This window comes from Brevundimonas staleyi (assembly GCF_041893865.1).
Lineage (GTDB): Bacteria > Pseudomonadota > Alphaproteobacteria > Caulobacterales > Caulobacteraceae > Brevundimonas > Brevundimonas staleyi.
The window spans coordinates 2,470,021-2,487,583 of record NZ_CP169082.1; the positions used below are offsets into that span (position 1 = coordinate 2,470,021).

Below are 17,563 nucleotides of genomic sequence, written 5' to 3' on the forward strand. Positions count from 1 at the left end.
GGCCGGCGTACACATAAGGCAAGGTCAGGAGGACGAACGTGATACGGCAGGACTGCGGACACACCACGACGATCAATACGGTCACCCCGAGCGCCAAGGGCTGCGAGGAATGTCTAAAGACCGGATCGATGTGGGTGCACCTGCGGCTCTGCCGAAGCTGCGGCCACGTCGGCTGTTGCGACGACTCGCCGAACCGGCACGCCACCGCCCACTTCAGGGCCACCCGCCATCCGATCATCGAGGGCTATAATCCGCCAGAGGGCTGGGGCTGGTGCTTCGTCGATCAGACCGTCGTGGATCTGCCGAACCAGACGCCCCAGCGCGGCCCCATCCCCCGGTTCGTCTAGAGAATCCCGAGCGACCGATAGAGGGGCACGGTCTGGTCGATGAACCGCCGGGCCATCGGCTCCAGCGCCGCCAGATTGTCCTCGCGCGTGATCATCTCCCTGCCGTCCCGCGCGGCGCGCTCGCGGGTGATCTGGAACACGTCCCAGACCGCCGCCGCGATCTCCTCCGTCGAGCGAGCGCCCGCCAGCCAGACGCGCAGGAACAGCTGCGCCGATCGCGACGAGAGGATGCCTCCGCCGACGGCGGGCGAGGCCAGATGCTTCAGATGCGGCCCGGTCACCGCCCGCTCCAGCACCAGCCGATTGAAGCCCTCGCACCGCATCCGCGCCACCTCGTCGAACGCTTGAGCCGGACGCAGGACGCCGATGCCGACCAGGGTCGTCAGGGCCTTGATCAGATCGCTTTTGCGCGCTGTCTCCAGACCCGGCGCGGCCAACAGTTCGACGGGCGTCTTCGGACGAAAGTCGTCGGCGGCCAGGGCCATGGCAAGCGGCGCATAGAGGACTTCCGGCATGGCCGCCTCCCCTTGCGCATCGGTCACATCGAAGTCGACCTCGTCCAGGCCGCAGATCAGGACGAAAGGCTGGGCATCCAGACGCGCGGCCTGATCGGCGCTCGACAGCAGGGCCCCGTCCTTCACGAAGACATCCGGGCGGAACTGCTGGTTGACCAGATAGTCCCGCACAGACTGGCGCATCACCGGATCTTTCTGGCGATGCAGCAGGGCGACCGCCGCAGGCGGGAGGTCCAGCGCGTCGAGCCGGTCCAGAAGACGCGCCGAACTCAGGAAACTCATCCCCGCCTCGCTGAGCGCCTCCGCGACATCCGAGAAGTACGGCACGTGCCAGTGCTCCCCCAGATACTCGTGCGCCAGATACAGCGGATCGACCTTCCGCAGACTGGCGGCGTGGGCGGCGGCCGGGCGGTTCTCGGCGAAGAAGCGGCTGTCGGCGGCGGCGACATCCTCCATGAACTCCAGCGAGGCCTCGATCCGCGCCCTGGCGTCGCCCTCCGGCGCGGCGGCGTGACCGAGCTTCAGCAGATGCCGTAGCGGCGCCAGCGACGCCCAGCCGGGCTGACAGTTGTAGCTCAGATAGACCACCCCGCCCGGCTTCAGCCGATCGCGGATCAGGTCGACGATGATCCGCCGGTTCTCTTCCGACACCCAGCTCCAGATGCCGTGCATCACGATGGCGTCGAAGCTCGGCAGGTCGTCCCGCGCCATCAGGGCCGCGAAGGAGTCGTCCGACAGACGGACCCCGCTGCCGGTCGCATCGGCGATGACCTGGGCGTTCGCCACATGGGCCGGGCTGATGTCAACGCCCCGGAAATCGCCGGCATTGGCCGCCGCATGGACATTCAGCGCCACGCCCTGCCCGAAGCCCAGCTCCAGATAGACCGGCGCCTCCGTCGCCAGACAGTCCACCCCGGCGAGCAGGCCGCAGAACCGCAGATGGGCCGGGCCGAGCTCATGGTAGTAGCCGGAGGTGTACTCCAGGTCCGAATAGTAGCCTTCGCTCGCGCTCATCCCGGCCTCATGCACCGGTCAGGCCCGCGAGGCGAGCCCCCTCGTCAGGACGCGGCCGGCGCGTTGGCCAGACACCAGGCGGCGGTGACGTCCACCTTGGCGGGCGAGGCGTCATCCTCCACCGCGACGGAGGAGGCGTAATACTGGTTCACCTCGTCCGACGTCATCGACTGAAGCGCCAGGCCCTCCCAGGCGCCGAGCGCCGCGCGGACGGCGGTGACGTCTCCGGGCGGCGTCTGGGCCTCCAGCGCGATCTGCTTCAGCGACAGATAGGCCATGCAGGCCACGGCCTGATCGGCGCCGGTGGCGGTGGCCACGACCGGAGCGACGGGTTCGGGCGGAGCGGCGGCGGGCGCCTTGGCCGCCTCCTGCTGGCAGGCGGCGAGCGCGAGAACGGCGGCGGCCAGGGAGGCGGTGCGAAGGATCATCATGGAACTCTACTCCTGAAAGACGACGGGCTCAGCGCGAGCCGGCGTTGGACCCGTTCGAGGCCAGGCGCAGGACGACGTCGTCGACCTGGACACCGCCCCGGTCGATGACCAGGTTCTGATAGTTGCGCTGGCCTTCCATGGTTTCGGCCTCGACGTTCTCCACCTCGGCCACGAACTGGCGGCGCAGATAGGTGGCCAGTTCGCCCGCCGTGACCATGCCGTCGCCGTCCACATCGCCCGCCCCGGCCAGACCGGCCCGCAGGAAGTGGGACAGATAGCCGCCGGCCTCGAACTTGTCGGCCACGGCGCTGGTCAGGTCCTCTTCAGACGAGAACAGCCCCATGACGCCCGGACGATCCACGACGTTCCGCGCAAAGCCGCCCGAGAAGCAGGCGTCCAGCACCAGCAGCGACAGACGAGTGTTCAGCCCGTCGAACAACTGGCCCATTTCGACGTCGCTGATCTCCCCGTCGCGCAGGACGATCGATTCCATCTTGCCGTCCGGCTCCTGGGCCGAGGCCTGGGTGTCTTCCTGGGTGCCGTGGCCCGAGAAGAAGAACAGGAACATGTCGTCCGGCCCGGCCTCGCGCGAGACCTGCTGGAAGGCGCGCCGCACCCCGGCGACGGTCGCATCCGCATTGGTCAGGACGACGCTGGCGGGGTTCAGAACGCCACCGCGCCGCAGGGTCTCGGCCAGCTTCTCCGCATCTTCGTCCGTATACGGAAGATCGTTGGCCGCGCCGCCGTAGTCGGACACTCCGACCATGATGGCGAAGACCCTCTGACCGCCCTGGACCGACGCCTGGCGCGGCGAACCCTGGCTGGGCATCACCGAGAAGCGGTAGGAGCCCGTCTCGCCGGCGGCGAAGGAGGTGACGCCCACCGAATACTCGCCGTCCTCCTGCAGCACGGTGTCCAGACGGCTGTTGGTGCCGTCCTCGCCGTCGTCATTGTCGATCTGCTCGCCCGATGGCGTGGTCAGGATCAGATAGGCGTCGAAGGCCGAGGAGGTCAGTTCCGCCGCGATCCGCTCGCCGCGACGCCCCGTGAAGGTGAAGGTGTCGATGTATTCGCCGCTGTCCAGTTGCTCGTCACCGGCCTGCAGCGCGCCGCCGACGGTAGAGCCGATCTGGATGCTGCCGCCGCGCACGTCCTGACGCTGACCCCGGTTCTCGACATAGGAGTCCTGACGCGGACGTCCCTGCGGCGCGCGGCCGTCCGAGGCGTTGGCGGACAGGCGATAGGCCCCCTGTTCGCCCGGCTGATAGCTGGTGGCGCTGACCTGATACTCCCCGTCCTGCGGCAGGGTGACCAGAAGGCGGCTGTCGCGCCCGCCGTCGCCGTCCGGATCGTCGTCGTTGGCCTCGGCCAGACCCGGCCCCTGGATCGTCAGATAGGGGTCGAAGGCGGACGACGACAGACGCAGATCCAGCTGCTGACCACGACGACCGCGCAGGGTGTAGGTGTTGACGAACTCGCCGCTGGTCAGCTGGCGGTCGCCCTGGCGAAGGGCGCCGTTCACCGACTGTCCCACCTGCAACGATCCGTCCGACTGACGCGACGGCGGCTGATTGGTCGGCTGTTGCGGACGCCCGTTGTTTCCGTAGGCGCGACCGCCCTGCTCGACCAGGATCTGATACCGGCCCGTCTCGTTCGCGCCGAAGCTGGTGGCCGAGATATCGACCATCCCGTCGGCGGCGGCGGTGAAGGTCACCCGGCTGTTGCGGCCGCCGCGCTGGCCCGGATCGTCGTCATTGTCTTCCGACAGGCCTCCGGGACCCCGCACCATCAGATAGGCGTCGAAATCCCCGGAATCGAGGCTGACCGTATAGGTCTCGCCGCGCCGGACCGGCAGCTCCCAGTCGTCGGCGAACTCCCCGGCATCGAGGCGGCGATCCCCCGGCCCCAGGACGCCCGAGGCCGAACGCCCGGCTTGCAGGGCGCTGCCCCCGGCGTTGCCCTGGCCCCCGCCCATGGTGTTGCCGATGGCCTGGCCCATCCCGCTCCCGCCGTTCAGGCTGAGGGTGTAGCGACCGCTCTCGCCCGGCTCATAGCTGGTGGCGGTGATGCGATAGGTCCCGTCGGCGGGCAGACGGACGTCGAGCGCCGAGTTGGCGCCGTCGTCGCCGCCGTCGTCGTTGTCTTCCGAGAAGTCGCCCGGCCCCCGGATCATCAGATAGGTGTCGAAATCGTCGGAACGCATGGTCACCGACAGCGACTGACCCGCCCGGCCCTGCACCTCGTAGACATCGATGAACTCACCCGAATCGAGCTGGTCGTCGCCGCGCGACAGCTCGCCCTGGACCGAACCGTTCGGCTGCAGCCGCTGCTGGGCGATGGCTGGTCCTGTCAGCAGCGGCGCGGCCGCCAGCGACAGTGAAAGCGCCGTGGAAAACAGGACTTTGCGCATGACGACTCTGATCCCCCGAAAGTCAGGCGGACATTGCCTCCTGCCGCCGGGGATGTCACGGCTTCGCGGAACGAGGGTCAGATTCCGACACCTTCTCGCCCCATCACCCTCATTCGGCCTTGATCGCGGCGCAAAAGCCCCGCCCTCGCGATTTGCGCGACCTCCCCAGACGACCTTCGCGCCGCTTCGCCAATCCGGGCCCGGCGCACTCACGGATACAGTATGCCCTTCCCCGCCAGCCACCCCGCGCTCGACCGCGCCCTGTCCGAACGCGGATACAACGAGCCGACCCCGGTGCAAGCCGCCGTGCTGGAGGCCGAGGAAGGCCGCGACCTGCTGGTCTCGGCCCAGACCGGCTCGGGCAAGACGGTCGCCTTCGGCCTGGCCTTGGCCTCGACCCTGATGGGCGAGGCCGAGCGGATCGAGGACAACGGTTCGCCCGCCGCCCTGGTCATCGCCCCGACCCGCGAACTGGCCCTGCAGGTGTCGAAGGAGCTGGAGTGGCTCTACGGCAAGGCCGGCGCCCGCATCGCCACCTGTGTCGGCGGCATGGACCCGCGCGCCGAGCGTCGCGTGCTGGAACGCGGCGCGGCCATCGTCGTCGGCACGCCCGGCCGCTTGAAGGACCACCTGGAGCGCGGCGCGCTCGACCTGTCCGAGCTCAAGGCCGTCGTCCTCGACGAAGCCGACGAGATGCTGGACATGGGCTTCGCCGAAGACCTGACCTTCATTCTGGACAGCGCCCCGGCCGAGCGCCGCACCCTGCTGTTCTCGGCCACCCTGGCCCGCGACATCGTCCAGCTGGCCCGCACCTATCAGCGCGACGCGATCCGCATCGACACGGTCGCCGGCGCCGGCTCCCATGCCGACATCGAGTACAAGGCCATCCGCGTGGCCCCTAACGAGGTCGAGCTCGGCGTCGTCAACGTGCTGCGTTACTTCGAGGCCCCCGGCGCCCTGGTCTTCGCCAACACCCGCGAGCGGGTGAAACACCTGACCGCCAGCTTGCGCGAACGCGGCTTCGCCGTCGTCGGCCTGTCGGGCGAACTGACCCAGAGCGCCCGCTCCGAGGCGCTTCAGGCTCTGCGCGACGGCCACGCCCGCGTCTGCGTCGCCACCGACGTGGCCGCGCGCGGCCTTGACCTGCCCGACCTGGGTCTGGTCATCCACGCCGAGATTCCGGTCAACAAGGCCACCCTGCTGCACCGTTCGGGCCGCACCGGCCGCGCGGGCAAGAAGGGCGTTTCGGTCCTGATGGTCAGCTACACCCGCCGTCGCAAGACCGAGCTGATGCTGCAATCGGCCGGCATCACCGCCGAATGGTCGGGCCCGCCGTCGGCCGAGATGATCCTGGAGAAGGACCGCGAACGCCTGCTGGCCGATCCCGTTCTGACCGCCCCGGTCGAGGACGAGGAAGCCATCGAACTGGGCAAGCTGCTGCTGGAGCGGACTTCGGCCGAACAGATCGCCGCCTCGCTGATCCGCCTCTACCGCCAGAAGCTGCCGGCGCCGGAAGAGGTCTATGACGATGAGCGCATGGCCCGTCAGCAGTCGACCGGCCGCAACGAACGCGGCCAGAAGGACGGCCCTCTGATGGACTTCGCGCGCGGCGGCGACATGGCCTGGTTCCGCATCAACATCGGCCGCGACAAGAACGCCGACCCGAAATGGCTGCTGCCGACGCTCTGCCGTCTGGGCCACGTCACCAAGGGCGACATCGGCTCGATCAAGATCTTCGACCGCGAGACCAAGTTCGAGATCACCAGGGCCGCCGAGGCCAAGTTCCGCGCCGCCATCGCGAACGGTCTGGAGGACGGCGTGACCGTCTCCGACGCCGTCGCCCCGGGGCCGAAGGAACGTCCCGCCAGCCGCTGGGACAAGAAGCCCGCGCGTGAAGACGGGGACCGCCCGGCCCGCGCCGACAAGCCGGCCTGGAAGGATCGTGGCGACAAGCCTGCGTGGAAGGATCGCGAGGGCGGCGACAAACCCGCGTGGAAGCCGCGCGAAGACAAGCCCTTCGCCGAGAAGAAGCCCTGGGCCAAGCGCGAAGCCGCCGCTCCGGTCGCCGTTGAGGGCGAGACCAAACCCAAATGGGTCAAGCGCACCAAGGACACCCCCACGCCCGAAGGAAAGCAGGCCTGGGTCGACAAGCCCAAGGGCCCGAAGAAGCCCTGGGCCCCGCGCAGCGACGCCGCCCCCGCCGGCGACAAGGCCTGGACCGGCAAACCCAAGGGCGCGAACAAGCCGTTCAAGGGAAAGAAGAAGTCGAACGGTTAGAATGAAACTCCCCTTCTCCCCTTGCGGGTCGACGTAGGATCGCATGCGATCCGAGGAGGGGTGGCCGAGCGCAGCGAGGTCGGATGAGGGGTGAATCCCGGCTTGGCCGGTGAGCCGTCTGCTCGTCCGACCTCGTTCGCGTTTCCGTACCCCTCATCCGTCCGCTTCGCGGCCACCTTCTCCCGCAAGGGGAGAAGGAAAGTCGTGACTCCCTCACCCCATCATTGTTACACTATAACAATGACCCAGCCCGCCGCTCCCAGCACCTCCGGCTTCTTCAATCAGGAGATCGCCGACGCCTATGATCGTCGGAACGCGGGCCTGAAGCCCATCTCCGACAGCCTGCATTTCCTGATGCGGCTGGCCCTCGCCGACGTCCCTGCCGAGGCCCGCGTCCTGTGCGTCGGCGTCGGCACCGGAGCGGAGATCCTGTCTCTGGCCCAGGCCTTCCCGCGCTGGACCTTCGTCGGCGTCGATCCCTCGGCTGAGATGCTGGCGGTCGGCGCCCACCGCCTGACCGAGGCCGGGGTCATGGACCGCTGCACCCTGATCCACGGCTATGTCGACGACGTCGCCGAGGCCGGCTTCGACGTGGTCGTCAGCCTGCTGGTCGCCCACTTCATCCGCCGCGAGGGCCGCCCCGCCTTCTACGCCGCCATCCACGACCGCCTGAAGCCCGGCGGCCGGTTCGTCAGCGCCGAGATCAGCGGCGACCTCGACGCGCCGGAGTTCCCGGCCCTGCTCGCCGACTGGAAACAGGTCCAGACCCTGATGGGCGCCACACCAGAATCCCTCGCCAAACTCGAGGACGGCCTGCGCGACGTCCTCGGCGTCCTGCCGGTCGCCGAAACGGAAGGCCTGTGGCGCGACGCGGGCTTCCCCCTGCCCGTCCCCTTCTTCCAGGCCTTCATGATCCGGGGTTGGCACGCGACGAAGGGGTGACGCGAAACGCCTTCTCCCGCCCGGCGTAACCGCTTACAGTCCCAGCAAAAGTTAGAGTTCAGGGACGAAACACATGGCCGACGTCGCCCTCAGCGGGATCACGAAGAGCTTCGGCTCCACCCAGGTTCTGAAGGGCGTCGACCTGACCATCGCCGACGGCGAGTTCGTGGTCTTCGTGGGTCCGTCCGGCTGCGGCAAGTCCACGCTTCTGCGCACCATCGCCGGTCTGGAAGAGGCCGACAGCGGCGACATCTCCATCGGCGGCCGCACGGTCAACACCCTGTCGCCGTCCGACCGGGGCATCGCCATGGTGTTCCAGTCCTACGCCCTCTATCCGCACATGAGCGTGCGCCAGAACATGGCCTTCGGCCTGACCCTGGCCAGGACGGACAAGGCCGAGATCGACCGGCGCGTGATGGCTGCGGCCGAGACCCTGAATATCGTCGACTACCTGGACCGCAAGCCCAAGGCCCTGTCAGGCGGCCAGCGCCAGCGCGTCGCCATCGGCCGCGCCATCGTGCGGGAGCCCCAGGTCTTCCTGTTCGACGAGCCCCTGTCGAACCTCGACGCGGCGCTCCGCGTCCGCATGCGCTACGAGTTCGCCTCGCTGCACGAGCGGCTGAAGACGACCATGATCTACGTCACCCACGACCAGGTGGAGGCCATGACCCTGGCCGACCGGATCGTGGTCCTGAACGGCGGGGTGATCGAACAGGTCGGCGCGCCGATGGAGCTCTACGAACACCCCCGCACCCGCTTCGTCGCCGAGTTCATCGGCAGCCCCAAGATGAACCTGATCCCCGCCGAGATCGTCGAGGCCTCCGCCACCGGCGCGACGGTGAAGACGGCGGCGGGCGAGACCGTGCGCGTCTCGGTCGACGCCGCCTCGGCCAAGCCCAGCCAGTCGGTCATGCTGGGCGTCCGCCCCGAACACCTGACCCTGACCGGCCCCGGCGACGCGGTGGCGGCCAAGGCGGCCTTCGTCGAGACCCTTGGCAACGCCACCTACGCCTATGTCACCGCAGGCGGCGCGGCCGAGACCCTGACGGTGCAACTGCCCGGCGACGTCCGCCCCACGGTCGGCGAGAGCCTGACCCTGCACGTCGACGCAGGCCGGGCGCATCTGTTCGATGAGGGCGGAGCGGCGTTCAAGCGGCTCTAACTTCCCTTCTCCCCTTGCGGGAGAAGGTGGCCGAGCACAGCGAGGTCGGATGAGGGGTGACCGTAGATGTCACCCGTGAGCGTCTGCTCCCCTCATCTCGTCCGGGTCTTCGTACCCCTCATCCGTCGGGCTTCGCCCGCCACCTTCTCCCGCAAGGGGAGAAGGAAATCCTTCACCGCTTCCTGAACCGCGCCGCCTCGGCCGCCAGGCCAGAGCCCCAGTCGCTCTTCTCCTCCGCCGGTTCCGGCACGAAGGCCGCTTCCGGCAGCGTCCCCGCCACGCCCCGCATCGCCAGGGCCAGAGGCTCGGCGAAGACCGCCAGCATCCTCAGCGGCTTGCGCTTTGCGTCGCGCACGTCCCAGCCCTCGGCCTCGAACAGATCGGCCTGATCTTGAGGCGACAACCGCTCGATCCCGTCCCAGTCGTCCGGCCGCGCCGCATCCTCGGCTTCCTCCGCCGTCAGGCCGAACAGGGCCGTCAGCACTTCGTCCACCTCGGGAAACTCGTCCCGGCGCGTGGGGTCGGCATAGCCAGGCTTCATCAGCGCCTTGGTCTCGAGATCGGCGACGCCGGGCAGGTCGAGGAGGCGGCAGAGGGCTTGGGTCATGCCCCGATCTACGCCCTCCCTGCCGCCTCGGAAAGCGTCAGCGCAGTTCGACCCGGCGTGCAGTCGCCGGAACGACCAGCTCGCGCCCTTTCCACTCCCCGGCCCGACCGTCGATGCGAACGCGCGCGGGCAACTCGTGACCCTCGGGCCATTGCAGGACGAAGCCGCCCGGTGGCGTCACGCCCGGCGACAGGGTCAGGGTCGTCAGCCCCGACCGACGACGCAGGGCGTAGGTCAACGGTCCATACGGCGTCCGCACCTCCCGCACCCCGACGCCGGTCGCCGAGTCGATCCAGCTCATCGGCAGACCGGCCGCCAGCACCAGGGCATGGTCCGCGTCCCGCTCGTAGACGAACAGGTCCAGGGCCGAACGGATGTAGTCCGAGCTGATCCAGGCGTGCGGCATGTCGCCGATGAAGCGCGGCTCGCGCAGGTCGCGCCCCACCACCTCGGCCCAGCCGTTCCACGCCTGCGGCCGGCGGTCGGCGAAGAAGAAGTCCAGCGCCGTCATCGCCCGCTCGCGCTGGCCCAGCCGCACGAAGGCGCCCACGTTCCGCAGTTCATAGGGGGTGTAGTCGCGCCACGCCGTGCGGTTGGCGCGGCGGGCCTCGAAATTCTCCCAGTATTTCTCGAACGTCCGCTTCATCAGGCCCTGCGGCAGGTCGGCCTGCAGCCCGCCCGGCGACAGGCCGATGGTGGTGGAGGTGGCGTCGAAATCGCCCCGATCCGCCGCGCCCGCGATCCAGTCGATACGGTGGCGGATGGCCGTGCCGCTAATGGAGGTGGTGACGTCCAGCAGGAACTCCTGCCGCGCCGCCTCGATGCGTCGGGCCGCCTCGGTCTCGCCCAGCACCTCGGCGATCTGGACCGCGTCGCGATAGCCCAACAGGCCCCAGAAATTGTCCCAGTTGGAATAGGCCGGACGATCCGAATAGCCTTCGTGGCTGATCGAAGGCGGCAGCAGCCCATAGAGGTGGCGGGTCTCCGGCTGGCGATTGGCCTCGATCCGGGTCGAGGCCCGCAGGCCGTCCATATAGGCGATGGCGGCCTGGACCTGGGGCCAGACGGACCGCAGCTGGGTCGTGTCGCCGGTGTAGCGCCAGGTCTCGGCGGCCAGGAAGATGAACTCCCCGTGGCTGTCGTTCTCGGGCACCGGATCGGCGCCGCGCGCATCGACGCAGCAAGGGACCTTGCCGTTGTCGAAGATGTAGGGGGCGTACCAGCGCAGATAGTCCTGGCTCAGGCTGGCGTGGCCCAGCCGGTTCAGACCCTCGGCCATCATGGCGCCGTCGCGGATCCAGGAGCGGTTGTAGCTGCGGGTGCCCGGCTGCAGGGACGGCCCCTGGCGCGACATCAGCATGTGCGCCAGCGAGGTCTTCATCGTGTCCGCGATCCGCTGGCCCTCGGGCGGCGTGATCAGGTCGAACCGGTCCAGCTTCTCGCGCCAGCCGGCAGCGATCCGGTCCTGGATCGTGTCCAGGGCCGCCTCGACCGAGGCCGTGGCCGGCAGCGCCGGGCGCGGTCCCTCGAGCGCCGACACCCAGCCGAAGGTCCGCGTCTCGCCGGGGCACAGGGTCACCGTATAGAGCATGGCTCCGCTCATCAGGCCGCCACGATCGGCGGTGACGGCGCCGTCGCGCAGCCCCTCTCCCGTCCGCGCCAGCAGGCTCTGCGGATCGGCCCCGGCCTCGAAGGTCGCGGTGCGGACGCTGTCGGGCGCGGTCAGAGGATGGATCCGCACCGCGTCGTCCAGAACCAGCTCCCCGCCATGCCACTGCATCTGGCGGATGGGCGCGGCGCCGCCCGGCACGGCCAGAAACTGCACCGGCCCGTTGACCTGCATCGGCCGCGCCGCCAGCGCCAGGGTCAGGGTCCGCTCGCGCGGCGAGGTGTTGGTCAGGTCGTAGCGGCCGTACAGGCCCGCCGCGTCGGGCGTCCCTTCCGCCATCGCCGTGACCTTCAGCGTCCATTCGTCGTGGGTCCAGATCACCGTCGGGATCGGCAGATCGTCCTCGACCAGGGCCTGTTCGATCCGCGCGTCGGCCCAGGTCACCAGCCGCCCGTTGTCCAGCACGAAGGGTTCGACCGAGGCCCCGCCCCGCTTCAGTTCGATGGCGCCGTCCTCGGAGATCAGGCCGCTCTCGCCGCCGCCATCGACACCGACCAGGGTCCAGTAGGGCTGCTCGCCGTGGAAGCCGCGCGGATAGAGGCCACGCCGGCTCTGACCCGCGATGGCGGTCAGGAAGGCGGTCTCGTTCACGCCGAACGCCAGCGGCTCGATCCGCAGGTCGGCCAGCGAATAGGCCGTCGCGGGCGTGCCGGCGGTTCCGAACCCGGCGCCCATCTGGCCCGACCCGACGACCGTCTGGGGCGTCGTCATGTCCAGCCTCAACCAGCGCGCCGAAGCCTCGGTCGTCATCAGCCAGTCGGTCCCGCCGTCGCCGTGGTGGACCCGGGCGATCTCATGCCACTGACGCCGGTCGTTCGAGGCCATGACGCGATAGGCCGAGGCCGCCCGCCCCTCGACCCAGCGCAGGGTCAGGCCGCCGAACTCCCGCTCGTAGCCGAGGTCCAGCGTCAGGCTCTGTTCCCCTGAATCGATCGATTTCCATGCGCTATTCGGGTCATCATCGACACTCAGCGACGCCGTTTGATTTCCATCCTCACTCGTGGCCTCGACCAGCGGACGGGGCGGCACGGACGGCTCGGGCGGCAGGGTGCGGATGGTCAGGTCGTCGACCTCGATGAAACCCTTTCCGCCCTCTCCGGCGGTCACCACGAACTCGATCCGCTCGGCGCCCCGGAAGGTCCGGTCGGGGTTCGGCCCCCAGGCCCAGATCACCTGGCGCTTCTTGATGACGAACTGGGTCCAGCCGCCGGGGAAGTCGTAGCGCGTCACCTGCCGCCAGTGGACGTTCTCGGCCGAGGCGTCCGTGAACTTGACCTCGAAAGTGTTGCTCGGTCCCTCGCCCCGCACCCAGAACCGGATCTCGTAGTTCTCGGGCGCACGGAACGACAGGTCACGCGCGGCGAAGGCGTATCCCGACCGGCCGTTGAAATCGTAGTCCAGCCGCATCGCGTGGCCGCGATGCCCCTGAACCGAAGAGAGGGTCGAGGTCACATCGGTCGAGGCGTCGGCCGTCCAGGGCGTCAGATCCTCGAACGTATCCAGCGTCCGGTTGGACTGGGCCTGCGCGGGCGCGGCGATCAGGACGGCCGCGATCAGCCCAAGCAACAGACGCATCTTCACCCCTTCACGCTCCCGGCCAACATGCCGCGGATGTAGAATCGTTGCAGCGCCAGGAACAGGATCAGCACCGGCGCCACCGTGATGACGGCGCCCGCCATCATCAGCTCCACGTCCTGCACATGCTCGCGCGACAGGGCCGCCAGCGCGACCGGCAGCGTATAGTTCGACTGGTCCGTCAGGATGATGAGCGGCCACAGGAAGTCGTTCCAACTGCCCAGAAACACGAACAATCCCAGCGTCACCAGAATGGGCGACAGGGTCGGCAGGACGATGCGACGGAAGATCTGGCCTTCGCTCGCCCCATCCACCCGCGCGGCCTCCAGCATCTCGTCGGGGATCGACAGGGCGTACTGGCGCACCAGGAACAGGCCGAAGATCGAGGCCAGCCACGGCACCAGCGCCCCGGCGTATGTGTTCACCAGCCCCACCGACTTCAGCATAAGGAACAGCGGCAGGGTGCCGATCTGGGCCGGGATCACCAGGGCGCCGATCAACAGCTGGAACAGCCGCTCACGCCCCTTGAAGGCCAGTTTGGCGAAGGCGTATCCGGCCGGCACGGTGAACAGAAGCGCCAGCCCGGTCGCCAGGGTCGCCAGGGCGAAGCTGTTCCACATATAGCGGCCCATGCCCTGGTTCACGAACAGGTCGCGGTAGTGCTCCAGCGTCGGCGCGCTGGGCAGAAGCGGCGGCGGAAACACGGCCGCCTCCCCCGTCGACATGAAGCTGACCGACAGCATCCAAAGAAGGGGAAACAGGACGATCAGGCCGATCACGGCCACGCCGAGATTGAGCAGCAGGGAGCGGAGCTTCACGTGTGATCTCCCCCCAGTTTCCGCGACACGGCCAGCTGCACCATCGTCACCGCGAAGATGCAGAGGAACAGGACGAAGGCCACGGCGCTAGCGGAGCCCAGGTTCCACCATTTGAAGCCCTCTTCGTACATGAAGTAGAGCACCGTCACGGTCGATTGGGCCGGTCCGCCTTGGGTCATCACATAGGGCTCGGCGAACAGCTGGAAGAAGCCCGCCACCGAAATGATGGACACAAGCAGCAGCGTCGGCGCGATGGCCGGCAGGGTCACATGGATGAACCGCGCCCACGGTCCCGCTCCGTCGATCCGCGCCGCCTCATAGAGGTCGTCCGGCACGGTCTGCAGAACCGCCAGGAAGATCAGCATGTTGTAGCCGAAGATCTTCCATACGACGAAGATCAGGATGGCCGGGATCGAGGTGTTCGGATCGCCCAGCCAGTCCACGGCGGGCAGGCCCACACTGGTCAGCACCCAGTTGATGACGCCGTAGCGGGTGTGCAGCAGGTAGTTCCACAGCACCGCCGTGGCGACCAGCGTGGTGACATACGGCGCGAAGAACATGACCCGCCAGACCGGCCGCCACTTCACCGTCCGCGCGTTCAGGATCACCGCCGCCGCCAGCGACGCCCCGATGGCCAGGGGCACGCCCAGAACGCTGAACCAGACGGTGTTCTTCATGGCTTGCCAGAACAGCGGATTGGTCAGCAGCCGCTCGTAGTTCTGCAGTCCCACGAACCGCATGTTGCCGAGGTCGGCCAGGGCGTAGATGTCGAAATCGCTCAGGCTGAGCAGCAGCGACGACACGACCGGAATGACGAAGAAGATCGCGATGGCGATCAGGGCCGGCGACACGAAGCCCCAGGCGGCGCGCTCTCTGGCGGAGATCATCGCGAAACCTCCCTTCTCCCCTCGGGGGAGAAGGTGGGCCCGAAGGGCTCGGATGAGGGGGACGCGGCTGCAAGCACACCCTGGCCAGTGAGGGAAACGGACACAGCCCCCTCATCCGTCAGCCTCCGGCTGCCACCTTCTCCCCCAGGGGGAGAAGGGTATCGAAGACGAGAGATCATACCGCCCGCCCCTGTTCGATCATCCAGCGGCGCTTTTCCAGCAGCCGGTCGGCGCGACGGTCGATCTCTGCGCCGGCTTCCTGAACGGTGAACTCGCCGCGCACCATCCGCTCGGCGACGATCTGCATCTCGGTGACGATCCGCTCCCACTCCGGCACCTTGGGGACCGCCCTGGCTCGGCCCAGCTGGCCGTTGAAGGCGGTGATGTAGGGATCGGTCGCGACCTTGGGCGCAGCCCAGGCGGACCGGCGCGCGGGCAGGTCGCCGGCGATGACGTTGAACTCCGCCTGCACCGTCGGATCGGACAGATAGCGGACCAGTTTCCAGGCCGCCTCCTGATGCGGCGACGAGCGGAACACCGCCAGCGACGACCCGCCGGGCGCGGACGCTCCGGGGCCGGTCGGACCGGGCACCCCCGCCGTGGTCCAGTGCGGCTGGATGTTCGCCGGCAGCCGGCTCTTCATGTCGCCGATGGTCCAGGGGCCGGAGAAGTAGAAGCTGAAATAGCCCTTGGCGAACTCGTTCCAGACGTTGGAAATCTGGGCCGCCGAGGCCAGCGGGGCCAGGCCCTCGTCGAACAGGCTCTTGTAGAAGGCCAGGGCCGCCTGGAACGACGGGCTGGAGAAGTTTCCGCGCGTGTCCTGATCCCGCAGCAGCGGCTGATCGCCCTGAAGCCCGAAGGTCAGAAGCTGCTCGAACTCATTGACCGGCAACAGGATCGCGAAGTTTCCGTCGCCCGCCACACGCTTGACCGCGTGCATCGACCGCTTCCACTCTGCCCAGTCGGTCGGCATGGCGTCGAAGCCCGCACGGGCCAGAATGTCGGTGCGCACGAAGATCAGACGCGTGTCCACATACCAGGGCGTGGCCATGGCGCGACCGGCGATGGCGTTGGTCTCCAGCACCGCCGGGAACTGATCGGTCAGGAGGTCCGCGGCCGCGTCCGGCGTCGGCGACAGGGCGCCGATCGCCGCCAGCTCCGCCACCCAGGTGTTGCCGATCTGGCTGACGTCCGGCAACGAGGCGCCCGCATAGGCGGTCAAAAGCTTTTGATGGGCCGCCGTCCACGGCTGGGGCTGGACGATCACCTTGATGCCCGGATTGGCCGCCTCGAAGGCGGGCAGGATCGAGGGGACGTGCGTCCCCTCGTTGCCCATGGCCCAGAAGGTCAGGCGGGAGATCCCGTCGTTCCGGCCGCATCCCGCCAGAGACGCGCCCGCCCCGGCCATCAGCCCCAGCGCGGCGCGCCGGTCGATCATGCGTCCAGCCATCCGCCGGTGAAGCCGGCGCGCTTGAGCCCACGCTTCAGGTTCGGCTCGCCGTGCATGTAGCGCCAGACCAGTTCCGACCGGCCGTTCTCGATCATGACCACGATCGGCCCCTGGTCGATGCCCAGATAGTCGCCGTCGACCCAACCCACGCCCGGCACGATCCGCCCGTGCTGCAAGGGACCTTCCCGCTCCGTCAGAGTGGGGTTGAACGAGTCGAGGAAACCCCACTCCGTATAGACCGGCGCATAGCGGGCCTTCATCGCCTTCAGGGTCGCGGTGACGATCTCGGGCTCGAACGCATAGCTGGCCATGGCCGCGGTCGGCGCGATGGTGCCGTCGTCCCGGTCGCCCGGGCCGCGCGCGGAATAGCTGAAGAACTCCCGCTCGCGCGCATCGATGACCTGTTTGAAGTCGCCCGGCCCGTCGCAGGCCGTCAGGCCCCAGATCTCGGCCGAATAGCCGTCCCAGCCGCCGGGATTGTCGACGGCGTATTTGCGCTGGGCATGGACGCTCCGGCGGCTGTTCTCGAAATAGTCGAGCGCCTGTCCCGTCATCATCGACTGGCCGCGCATCCAGGCGTCGCGGATGCCCCGAAAGTCGATGAACATGTGGCTGTACTGGTGGCCGAACAGCGGCGCGAACTGCAGGTGCCACTCGCCCCAGCGGTCGGTCCAGCTCTCCTCGTAGGAATGCACCCACTCGTCCCAGACGCCCGTCGAGACCGGGTGCGTCGGGCTGCCGATGGCTAGCAGCAGGACGATCATCCCCTCGTTGTAGACGTTCCAGTCGGACGGGATGAAGCCCGTCTCCGGGTGCCAGCCCATGGTGATGCGGTTCGGCCGAACGACGGCCCAGTCCCACTCGACCCGCTCGTAGAGCCTTTGCGCGATCTCGCGGATCTCGACCTCTTCGGCATGGCGGCCGTTGAAGAAGCGCGCCGCGAACAGCATGCCGCCGAGCAGAAGCGCCGTGTCCACCGTCGACAGTTCGGTGGCGCCGAACCGGGTGCCGGTGTCCATGTTGAGGAAGTGGTAGAAGAAGCCCTTGTACCCGCCCGTGCCGGTCGCCTCCGGTCCCTGAGGCAGGGCCGCGAAATAGCGCAGGGTGATCAGGGTCCGCTCGCGCGCCTCGGCCCGCGTCATCCACCCCTGCTCGACCCCGACGGGCCAGCAGGTCAGGGCGAAGCCCACCGCCGCCACCGAACAGAAGGTCTTCGTCGGCCAGCGGTCCGGCGTCAGCCCGGTCTCTCGGTCGGTGACATGGACGAACCAGTCGAAGGTCCGCCGCTGAAGCTCATGAATCTCGGGGTCCACGGCGGCCGCCCGCCCCGCCCTGCCCGACTGCGCCAGGGCCGGCGCGGCGAAGCCTGCGGCCAGACCGGCCAGGGTGGTTCCGAGAAGAAATCGACGACGGTTCATACTCACTCATCCTACGTCAACGCCCCCGCGTCGCCCCAAAA

Annotated in this window: 13 protein-coding genes; 4 read left to right on the plus strand and 9 right to left on the minus strand. The window is 68.5% G+C overall.

Annotation, left to right across the window (positions count from 1 at the left end; genetic code table 11):
* Positions 1-38 precede the first annotated feature (38 nt).
* Positions 39-347, plus strand: a complete 309-nt coding sequence (locus ACETK8_RS12630) for a UBP-type zinc finger domain-containing protein (protein ID WP_374036270.1) — start codon at positions 39-41, stop codon at positions 345-347.
* On the opposite strand, the gene ACETK8_RS12635 is transcribed toward ACETK8_RS12630, so the two are convergent.
* Genes ACETK8_RS12635 through ACETK8_RS12645 form a run of 3 tightly spaced genes read right to left on the minus strand, consistent with a single transcriptional unit; the run spans position 344 to position 4,717 of the window.
* Positions 344-1,876: a class I SAM-dependent methyltransferase gene (locus ACETK8_RS12635; protein ID WP_374036271.1), complete on the minus strand. Its 1,533-nt coding sequence runs from the start codon at positions 1,874-1,876 to the stop codon at positions 344-346. The genes ACETK8_RS12630 and ACETK8_RS12635 overlap by 4 nt on opposite strands.
* Positions 1,877-1,920: 44 nt before the next feature.
* Complete coding sequence (locus ACETK8_RS12640) at positions 1,921-2,307, minus strand: hypothetical protein (protein ID WP_374036272.1); 387 nt, start codon at positions 2,305-2,307, stop codon at positions 1,921-1,923.
* Between the two features lie 28 nt (positions 2,308-2,335).
* Positions 2,336-4,717 carry a pre-peptidase C-terminal domain-containing protein gene (locus ACETK8_RS12645; RefSeq protein ID WP_374036273.1) on the minus strand — a complete coding sequence of 794 codons (2,382 nt, stop codon included), beginning with the start codon at positions 4,715-4,717 and terminating at the stop codon, positions 2,336-2,338.
* 222 nt (positions 4,718-4,939) lie between these two features.
* Here ACETK8_RS12645 and ACETK8_RS12650 point away from each other — a divergent pair, with 222 nt between their 5' ends.
* The 3 genes from ACETK8_RS12650 (at position 4,940) to ACETK8_RS12660 (ending at position 9,098) form a co-directional block, all read left to right on the plus strand.
* Positions 4,940-6,994 carry a DEAD/DEAH box helicase gene (locus ACETK8_RS12650; RefSeq protein WP_374036274.1) on the plus strand — a complete coding sequence of 685 codons (2,055 nt, stop codon included), beginning with the start codon at positions 4,940-4,942 and terminating at the stop codon, positions 6,992-6,994.
* A gap of 240 nt (positions 6,995-7,234) precedes the next feature.
* Positions 7,235-7,936: an SAM-dependent methyltransferase gene (locus ACETK8_RS12655; RefSeq protein WP_374036275.1), complete on the plus strand. Its 702-nt coding sequence runs from the start codon at positions 7,235-7,237 to the stop codon at positions 7,934-7,936.
* A 73-nt stretch (positions 7,937-8,009) separates the two neighbouring features.
* Positions 8,010-9,098, plus strand: a complete 1,089-nt coding sequence (locus ACETK8_RS12660) for an ABC transporter ATP-binding protein (RefSeq protein ID WP_374036276.1) — start codon at positions 8,010-8,012, stop codon at positions 9,096-9,098.
* 172 nt (positions 9,099-9,270) lie between these two features.
* Here the strand turns inward: ACETK8_RS12660 and ACETK8_RS12665 are convergent, their stop codons facing one another.
* From ACETK8_RS12665 to ACETK8_RS12690, 6 genes are all read right to left on the minus strand, one after another.
* Complete coding sequence (locus tag ACETK8_RS12665; RefSeq protein ID WP_374036277.1) at positions 9,271-9,705, minus strand: hypothetical protein; 435 nt, start codon at positions 9,703-9,705, stop codon at positions 9,271-9,273.
* 37 nt (positions 9,706-9,742) lie between these two features.
* Positions 9,743-12,949 (minus strand): discoidin domain-containing protein, encoded by a 3,207-nt coding sequence (locus ACETK8_RS12670; RefSeq protein WP_374036278.1) that lies wholly within the window; start codon positions 12,947-12,949, stop codon positions 9,743-9,745.
* A gap of 2 nt (positions 12,950-12,951) precedes the next feature.
* On the minus strand, positions 12,952-13,767 hold the full coding sequence (locus tag ACETK8_RS12675) for a carbohydrate ABC transporter permease (protein ID WP_374036279.1): 816 nt from the start codon (positions 13,765-13,767) through the stop codon (positions 12,952-12,954).
* Entirely contained in the window at positions 13,764-14,654 is an 891-nt protein-coding gene (locus ACETK8_RS12680) for a carbohydrate ABC transporter permease (RefSeq protein WP_374036280.1), read from the minus strand. The genes ACETK8_RS12675 and ACETK8_RS12680 overlap by 4 nt, the downstream gene beginning before the upstream one ends.
* A 175-nt stretch (positions 14,655-14,829) precedes the next feature.
* Positions 14,830-16,092 carry an extracellular solute-binding protein gene (locus ACETK8_RS12685; protein WP_374036281.1) on the minus strand — a complete coding sequence of 421 codons (1,263 nt, stop codon included), beginning with the start codon at positions 16,090-16,092 and terminating at the stop codon, positions 14,830-14,832.
* Positions 16,089-17,522, minus strand: coding sequence for a glucoamylase family protein (locus ACETK8_RS12690; RefSeq protein ID WP_374036282.1), 1,434 nt, complete (start codon positions 17,520-17,522; stop codon positions 16,089-16,091). Before ACETK8_RS12690 ends, ACETK8_RS12685 begins: the two co-directional genes overlap by 4 nt.
* Positions 17,523-17,563 lie beyond the last annotated feature (41 nt).